We start from the raw sequence: 3,776 nt of genomic DNA on the forward strand, positions 1-3,776 counted from the left end.
CCGACGGGCCGGAGTCCGATCTGCTCACGCACTGGCAACAGCCCGGGCTTATCCTTAGCCAGACCTGCGGTTACCCGCTGGTCACGCAGCTCCCGGACGTGCAGGTGGTCGGCTGTTTTCACTACACGGCACCGGGCTGCGAAGGGATCCAGTACCGCAGCTTTCTGGCGGTGCGCGAGGAGGATCGGCACCTGACGCTGGCGGAGTTTCGCGGGCGACGGGCGGTCTGTAACTCTGCGGATTCCCAGTCTGGCTACAATGCGCTGCGAAAAAAAGTGGCTCCCCTGTTGAGTGGCGGTCCATTTTTCGCGCAAACGTCCTTTAGCGGCAGCCATCGCCAGTCGCTGATTGATGTGAAACGCGGGGCAGGGGATATCGCGGCCATCGACTGCGTAACCTGGGCACTGCTGCAGCGCCATGAGCCGGAACGGCTTGCGGGGCTGGCGATCATTGACCATACCCCGCTGACGCCGGGACTGCCGCTAATCACCTCGTATAACACCTCACCTGAAACGCTTAACGCCATTCGCGATGCGCTCCATGCGCTGGTCAGTTCACCGGAACATCGGGCGATTTGTGACGCGGTGCTGATCGGCGGTTTTAGCGTGGTGACGCGCGAGGCCTACGCCTCATTGTCCGCGTGAAAAATCTCCTGCGCGTCGGTAAAACAGCGCAGCGCCAGCGAGGAGATAGGCTTTTGTCTGCGCATAATCAGGCCGACAGGGGCCTCAATGTTCGCGTCAGCGATGGGGACAATCCTGAAATGGCTGTTCAGTGCTTCCAGCCCGTTGTTCAGCGGCATGACGGCGCAGCATACGCCGCTCTGAACCGCCTGAATGATCTGGAACGTCGAGTCGCTCTCGAAAACGGCCGTCGGTTCAATGCCGACAGACTTAAAGCTGGCCTCCATATGCGCCCGGTAGTGCATCCCTTTGGTCAGGAACCCCAGCGGAAAATCCGTCAGATCGCGCCAGGCCAATCTCTCCTGGCCGAGCTGGAAATGACGGACGTCGTGCAGCAGGCCCATCTTCGTTTTGGGAAGCTGGATAATCTCAAACAGGCTGGTGTCGATGCTGTTGAGGTAGCAAATCCCCAGCTCAAGCTGATTGCGGCTGACGCCGTCGGCAATCTGCGCTGAAGACATAGAATAAAGGCTGTAGGTCAGCTCCGGGTATTTTTGCGTCAGATGGCGAATAAAGATCATCGGATCCACGCTCGCCAGCGGCACCATCCCCAGACGGAGTTCGCCCACCACCTGGCCTTTGCACAGCGCGGCTTCCGCCTGTAGCCCGTCATGCGCGGCCAGCAGCGAGCGGGCCCACGCGAGGATGCGCTCACCCTCCGGCGTAAACCCTTCAAAGCGCTGCCCGCGCACAATCAATACCAGCCCGAGCTCCTCCTCCAGGCTGCGGATGCGCATGGAGAGGGTCGGCTGGGTGATGTTGCACTGTGAGGCCGCCTTGCCAAAATGGCGGGTCTCGTCGAGGGCGATTAAATATTTTAACTGTTTAATATCCATCTTTTTCTCTGCGCCAACAGCCTTACAGCATGCGGATCTCTTTTGAGCGCAGGGTGATGCGAACCGGAACGGATTTATACGACGGCGTACCGCTGTCCTTATCCAGATAATCAAGCGGTACCAGCACGTTGGCTTCCGGATAATAGGCCCCGACGGTCCCCGGTGCGATGTTGTACGCCACCACGGTAATGTCGTTCAGACGTTGAACGCTGCCGGGCAGGGCGGTTTCGATATCCACGCGGTCGCCGTGTTCCAGCCCTGACTGCGCCATATCGTCTTCGTTCATAAACAGCACGTCGCGACGGCCAAATACGCCACGGTAGCGGTCGTCCAGGGCGTAAATGGTGGTGTTGTACTGGTCGTGGCTGCGCAGAGTGATCAGACGCAGAACATGCTCACCTTCACCGCTGGCGTTCTCGTGAACCCCGTCGAACACCGAGAACATCGCTTTTCCTGTCGCCGTTGGCCAGATACGTTGCGTCGGTGGCAGCGGCATACGGAAACCACCGGGAACGCGGATCCGCGCGTTATAGTTCTCAAACCCCGGAATGGTCTGCTCGATCAGTTCGCGGATCCGGTCGTAATCCTCAACCAGCGTCATCCAGTCCACGCGGGTATCCGGCAGGGTGGCTTTCGCCATGCCCGCGACGATAGTGGGTTCTGACCGAAGCAACGGCGATGCAGGCTTCAGCTTGCCGGATGAAGCATGCACCATCGACATGGAGTCTTCGACGGTAATGGACTGGCGGCCGGTCGCCTGAATATCCAGTTCGGTACGGCCAAGACACGGGAAAATAAAGGTCTCTTTGCCCACCAGCAGATGGGTACGGTTGAGCTTGGTGCCGACGTGTACGCTCAAATCCAGGTTACCCATCGCCGGAAAACCCCGCTCGTGATCGGGCATCGCGACGGCAAAATTACCGCCGAGGCAAATGAGCGCTTTTGCGCGGCCGTCGATCATCGCCTGCGTGGCCTGCACCGCGTCATGGCCGTGGTGAGACGGTGGCTCAAAGCCGAACACATCCTTCAGACTGTTCAGGAAGGCTGGCGTGGGTTTCTCGCTAATCCCGACGGTACGGTTCCCCTGCACGTTTGAGTGGCCGCGCAGTGGGCATATTCCCGCGCCGGGCTTGCCGATATTCCCGCGCAGCAGCAGCACGTCAGCGATCAGGCGGACGTTAGCCGTCCCTTTATTGTGCTGGGTAATGCCCATCCCGTAGGTAATGATGGTGGCATTCGATTTCGCATAGGCCTCAGCCACCTGTTTGAGCGCCGCCTGGCTCAGGCCCGACTCGCGCTCGATCTCGTCCCAGCGGGTTTGTGCGATATCGTCGGCAAAGTCCTCAATGCCCTGGGTGTGTTCGGCAATAAATGCGTGGTCCAGCACGTCACCGCGTTCGGCCTCCATTTCCAACAGGTGTTTGGCAATGCCTTTCAGCGCGGCGGCATCGCCCCCGGCCTTCACCTGGAAATAGGTCGAAGCGATATCCGTGGAGCTGTAGGTTGCCATTTCAATCACGCTTTGCGGGTCGGCGAAACGTTCCAGGGCACGTTCGCGCAGCGGGTTAAAGACGATAATCGGCACGTTCCGGCGGGCCAGCTCGTGGAGGGTCCCCATCATTCGCGGATGGTTGGTGCCGGGGTTGTGGCCGATGGCGATCACCAGCTCGGTCTTATCGAAGTCGTCCAGCGAAACGGTGCCTTTTCCGATGCCAATTGAACGCGGTAAACCGACGCTGGTGGCCTCGTGACACATATTCGAGCAGTCGGGGAAGTTGTTGGTGCCGTATTCGCGAGCAAACAGCTGGAACAGATACGCCGCTTCGTTAGAGGCGCGTCCTGAGGTATAGAACTCGACCTGATCCGGCTCGAGCCCGCGCAATACTTCGCCGATGCGTTGAAACGCCACGTCCCAGTCGACGGGGCGGAAGGTGTCGCTCGCCCGATCATAGCGCAGTGGGTGCGTCAGTCGACCGTAGCCTTCCAGCTCAAAGTCCGATTTTGCCAGCAGCGAGGAGACGCTGTTTTCAGCCAGAAACGCGGGGGTGACGCGTTTGCTGGTCGCTTCCCAGGTCACCGCTTTGGCGCCGTTCTCGCAGAACTGGAACGTCGATTTGTGTTCTTTATCAGGCCACGCGCAGCCCGGGCAGTCGAAGCCGTCAGGCTGGTTGGTACGCAGCAGCGTCGCGGGAGCGTCAAGGGTATCCATTTGGGTACGTACCGCGATGGCCGTCGCTTTTAGTGCCCCCCAGCCGCC

3 protein-coding genes are annotated in these 3,776 nt (G+C 59.9%); 1 reads left to right on the forward strand and 2 read right to left on the reverse strand.

The features are described 5' to 3' along the window. Positions 1-644, forward strand: a 644-nt coding sequence (locus DOU50_RS00925) for a phosphate/phosphite/phosphonate ABC transporter substrate-binding protein (RefSeq protein WP_148768537.1), incomplete at its 5' end; no start/stop codon positions are given. Here the strand turns inward: DOU50_RS00925 and DOU50_RS00930 are convergent. Beyond that, a complete protein-coding gene (locus tag DOU50_RS00930; protein ID WP_148768538.1) occupies positions 623-1,519 on the reverse strand; it encodes a LysR family transcriptional regulator in 897 nt (298 codons plus the stop codon). The two genes, DOU50_RS00925 and DOU50_RS00930, sit on opposite strands and share 22 nt — an antisense overlap. A gap of 22 nt (positions 1,520-1,541) precedes the next feature. Beyond that, a partial coding sequence (locus DOU50_RS00935; protein ID WP_148768539.1) for an FdhF/YdeP family oxidoreductase occupies positions 1,542-3,776 on the reverse strand: 2,235 nt, incomplete at its 5' end.

Source organism: Enterobacter sp. C6, from assembly GCF_008122455.1.
Lineage (GTDB): Bacteria > Pseudomonadota > Gammaproteobacteria > Enterobacterales > Enterobacteriaceae > Enterobacter > Enterobacter pseudoroggenkampii.

Excerpts from the sequence above, each read along its gene's own strand:
- DOU50_RS00930 (WP_148768538.1), bottom strand. The coding sequence starts at position 1,519 with ATGGATATTAAACAGTTAAAATATTTAATCGCCCTCGACGAGACCCGC.